Source organism: Hyphomonas sp. UBA3195 (genome assembly GCF_002366485.1).
Taxonomy (GTDB): Bacteria; Pseudomonadota; Alphaproteobacteria; order Caulobacterales; family Hyphomonadaceae; genus Hyphomonas.
The window spans coordinates 514-4,561 of the sequence record NZ_DEXB01000034.1 but is presented as its reverse complement, the minus strand read 5'-3'; the positions used below and the strand labels follow the sequence as shown (position 1 = coordinate 4,561).

At 63.8% G+C, this 4,048-nt stretch carries 4 protein-coding genes; 2 read left to right on the top strand and 2 right to left on the bottom strand.

Annotation, left to right across the window (positions count from 1 at the left end; genetic code table 11):
• Positions 1–575: GNAT family N-acetyltransferase (locus B2344_RS10500; RefSeq protein ID WP_290485187.1), on the bottom strand; the 575-nt coding region annotated here is incomplete at its 3' end.
• A 95-nt stretch (positions 576–670) separates the two neighbouring features.
• Here B2344_RS10500 and B2344_RS10495 point away from each other — a divergent pair.
• A complete protein-coding gene (locus B2344_RS10495; protein WP_290485186.1) occupies positions 671–1,573 on the top strand; it encodes an NAD(P)/FAD-dependent oxidoreductase in 903 nt (300 codons plus the stop codon).
• Between the two features lie 72 nt (positions 1,574–1,645).
• A complete protein-coding gene (locus B2344_RS10490) occupies positions 1,646–2,950 on the top strand; it encodes an RsmB/NOP family class I SAM-dependent RNA methyltransferase (RefSeq protein WP_290482826.1) in 1,305 nt (434 codons plus the stop codon).
• A gap of 1 nt (position 2,951) precedes the next feature.
• Here the strand turns inward: B2344_RS10490 and B2344_RS10485 are convergent.
• Positions 2,952–4,048, bottom strand: a 1,097-nt coding sequence (locus tag B2344_RS10485) for an aspartyl/asparaginyl beta-hydroxylase domain-containing protein (protein ID WP_290485185.1), incomplete at its 5' end; no start/stop codon positions are given.

Below are 4,048 nucleotides of genomic sequence, written 5' to 3'. Positions count from 1 at the left end.
ATCTGCGGTGAGCCTTCTCCGACCTCGAACAGTTTCATCCGCTCGAAGCCGTGGCTCATATAGAAGCCGGAATTGGCGGGGTTCGAGTTTTCCAGATAGCAGGGCAGGCCCGCGCGGTCGGCGGCGTCCAGCATGGGGCGCAATATCGTCTTGCCGAGGCCTTTGCCACGCGCAGCCTTCCGTGTGCCGATTGTGAAGAGGTAGAGGTGGCGTTCGGTCGGATGATATTTCTGCATGATCTCGCCGGCCTTCAGCGCCCGTTTCACGGTCCCTTTTGATCCTTTGCTGAGAAGTGAAAGCACCAGCCGGAAGGTCTGGAGTGATGTCAGCCCATGCCGCGTTTCGGAGAGGGCCCACATCGTGGCGGCATCATCGCCAATCTGGTGGCAGATACCCTCAGGAAGATACATGTCTCGCGCCAGCTGTCGGAAGGTCGCCCGGATGGCGGCGTCGGTGCCGAATATCCAGCGATTGATGGGATCTTCGGAAAATGCTTCAGCCGTGATGTCGCCGATCTGTCGCCAGTCAGCCGGGCTTGCAGTCGTCACCTGCGGTGGCAGGTCCAGTTTGAGCATCAATTTACCTCTCCAGCCACGCTATCCAGCCACTATTTACGGGACTTGGCCAGACCGCGCCCTAGCTTGAACTGTAATTGATACAGGGAATCGGCATGACGGACAGGATCGCAATCATCGGAGCAGGATTGGCCGGGCTCGCCGCCGGACGGGCATTGGCGGAGACGGGTATGACACCGGTCATATTCGAGAAGAGCCGCGGACTGGGCGGTCGTCTGGCGACGCGTCGCACGGATTTCGGGCCGATTGACCATGGTGCACCTGGGGTTCCAGCCAGCGTGCCGGGCGGCGGTGAGGTTTGGCACAGCGCACCGGTCGAGATGCGCCAGTCGGGGCTGCCCGGCATGAGCGCGCTCGCCCGTGCGATGTCTGGCGGACTGGATATTCGAAAGTCAGTGGAAGTTCAGCCGCTGATCCGCGCGGAAAACACCTGGAGGCTGAGCGACCAGCAGGGCGTAGGTCTGGGTGTCTTTGACCGGGTGATCGTGACGGCGCCGCCCATACAGGCTGCGACGCTCACTGCGGCGGATGCCACGCTATCAGCGCAGTTCGCCAAGGCAGGCATGTCGCCGCTCTGGACGCTGTTGATGGCCTTTGCAGACCCGACCGGGCTGGAGCAGGAGGTTCTCACGCTCGGCGGCGCGCTTGCAAAAGCGATCCCCATGCTGGCGAAGCCGGGCCAGACGGGCCTCGAGCGCTGGACAGTGCATGCGAGCCCGGATTGGAGCGCAGAGAATCTGGAACTGGAAAAGGATGACGCGGCGGCGCGGTTGCTGGAAGCCGGCCGGCAGCAGGTGGATTTGCCTGGCGAACCTGACTACCTGGCCGCCCATCGCTGGCGGTATGCACGCGTGCGCACGCCGCTCGGGATGCCTTTTGCCGCGAGTGCCGATGGACGGCTGATCGTCGGCGGAGATTGGGCGCTCGGACGGCTCGCGAGTGATGCGGTCGAGAGCGGCCGCGCCATGGCGGCGCATGTGATTCAGGCCGCCGGTTAAGCTATTGCCGGTTTCCCTTGCCCATTTTGCGGGGTAACAGGGCGGTTTGCAGAGACTTGAGGGGCAAATCCCATGCGCAATGGCGGACGCATCGCAGCGGCAATAGACGTGCTGAACGACGTGCTGACCCGGCACCAGCCGGTGAAATCGGCTGCGCGGGACTGGGGCAAGCGCGCGCGTTATGCCGGATCGAAAGACCGGGCATGGGTCAGCGGCCTCGTGCTGGACGCGCTGCGCAAGCGCAATTCGATTGCGCATGCGATGGGCGATGACAGTCCGCGCGGCCTGATCCTCGGCGCGTTGGCACATGCCTGGGGCTGGAATATCAAGGAAATCGACTCGGCCATGGATGAAGACCATGCGCCCGCCAAGCTGACCCTGCAGGAGCGCGAGCGCCTCGTCATGGCCCCGGACCCGGTCGCGCCGCCGCATGTACAAGGCGACTATCCCGAATGGATGGCGCCCATGATGGCGCGTGTGTTCGGCGAGGAAGCCGCTGTCGAGGCACAGGCAATGGCCGTGCGCGCCGATGTGGACCTTCGCGTCAACACGCTGAAAGTGGAGGCAGAGAAAGCGTCCCAGCCGCTGCGCAGCGCGAAAGCCGAAGCATCGCCGCTATTGCTCAACGCGTTCAATATTCCCGCCCGCGACCCGAGCGAGCGCGAAGCCTCTCTGGAGAGCATTCCGGCCTATTCCAAGGGCTGGGTCGAAGTGCAGGATGCGGGCAGCCAGATCGCGTCTGCAGCGGCGAATGCCCAGCCGGGCGAGCAAGTCATGGATTATTGCGCAGGGGGTGGCGGCAAGACGCTGGCCATGGCCGCGCAGATGCAGGGCAAAGGCCAGATATTTGCCTATGACATTGACGGGCGGCGTCTGTCGGCGCTGATCCCGCGCCTCAAACGTTCCGGCGCACACAATGTGCAACTGGTGCATCCGAGCGAGCCGACTCAGCTGGAAGACCTATCCGATCAGATGGACCTTGTTTTCGTGGACGCGCCCTGCACGGGGACCGGCACATGGCGTCGGCGTCCGGACGCCAAGTGGCGGCTGAAAGAACGCCAGCTGGAAAAGCGCATGGGCGAGCAGGACGAAATCCTTGCGGCCGCGAGCGCCTATGTGAAGCCGGGCGGACGGCTGCTCTATGCGACTTGCTCTTTCCTGATGGAAGAAGACGAAGACCGCGTGGCGAAGTTCCTGGCGGCGCATTCCGAGTTTTCCGAGGAAGACGCGGCAGAGTCTGCCATTGCTTCCGGTCTGCTGACCGAAGAGGGCGCAGCGCTCGTGCGCAAATATCGCGGCCCCACCGGCAGCGTGCGCCTGACGCCGCGCCGGGCCGGCACGGATGGATTCTTCTTTGCGGTCTTGCGGCGGGCCTAGGTCAGCTCTCGCTGAAACTGTCGATCGCCCCCAGCAAGGTGGCGACTTCGCGCCGTTCCTGGTCGCTCAGTTCGGGCCGCCAGACATCAAACAGGAGCACGATGCGGGTCTCGTCCGCTTCGTTCTTTGCTTCATGCTCGATCGTGTCGTCGAAGATGACCATGCGCCCTTCTTGCCAGTGATGCGTCTCACTGCCGACGCGTAGCCAGGCCGGGCCGGGCACGATCAGCGGCAGGTGGCAGATCAGCCGCGTGTTCACCATGCCATTGTGCGGCGGGATGTGCGCGCCGGGCTTCAGAACCGAAAACAGGACGGATGGGCACTTGCCGTCTGCAAAATCAAGCGGGACGCGTTCCAGCGCGGCCGTGGTGATCGGGCAACGGGCGCAGTTGGCTTCGATCTTCTGCCCGTCTTTCCAGAGATAGAAGGCGCTCCAGTCTGTATTGTCGAGCAGGTGATGGTCCTGTCCGCCAAGATGGCCTGCACCGCGCTCGATATAGGGACGGAAGCTCGCCTGGTCCTCGGCGAGGACGGTGCGGAGTTCGGCCTGTATGTCAGGGGTTCTGTCTTCCATATCCTGCACCCAGTCGAACTGAGCCGTGTCGTAGAACTGGATCTGGGGCAGGCCGGGGAAATAATAGCGGCGCGGTTCCTGGAGATAGGCGGGCTGGCGTCCAAGCAGGATGTCGAGGGACTGGTTGAACCGGGCCGAGCGCTCGGAAGGCGGGATCAGACCGTCCAGCCGGGCGGCATAGTCCGAGGCATAATCGGCGAGCCGGGTCTGGGCGCGCCGCAGGCCGGCCTGAACCGTAGCGGGAAGGTTCGGCATCTGGCCGGCGAGGGCGAGTGCGGCGCGATACCCGTCACTGGCGGCCTGGATATTGCCGCCCGAATGGCTGACATCGCCGAGCAAGAGCAGGCTGCCAAGATCGCTCGGGGATTGTGCCAGCACGGTGTGCAGCGTGTCGGCGGCCCCGTTCCAGTCTCCGGCGCGGGCCCGGTCGAGGGCAGCCTGTTTCAACTGGCTGAGTGAAGTCGTGTCAGTCATGACCTGATCGTCGTCCAGTTTCGGTCGCAGCGTCAATAGTGACGCGGGAA

What these genes read in the sequence shown, in the direction of transcription:
- B2344_RS10495 (WP_290485186.1), top strand. Translation starts at nt 671, where the DNA reads ATGACGGACAGGATCGCAATCATCGGAGCAGGATTGGCCGGGCTCGCC.
- B2344_RS10490 (WP_290482826.1), top strand. Translation starts at nt 1,646, where the DNA reads ATGCGCAATGGCGGACGCATCGCAGCGGCAATAGACGTGCTGAACGAC.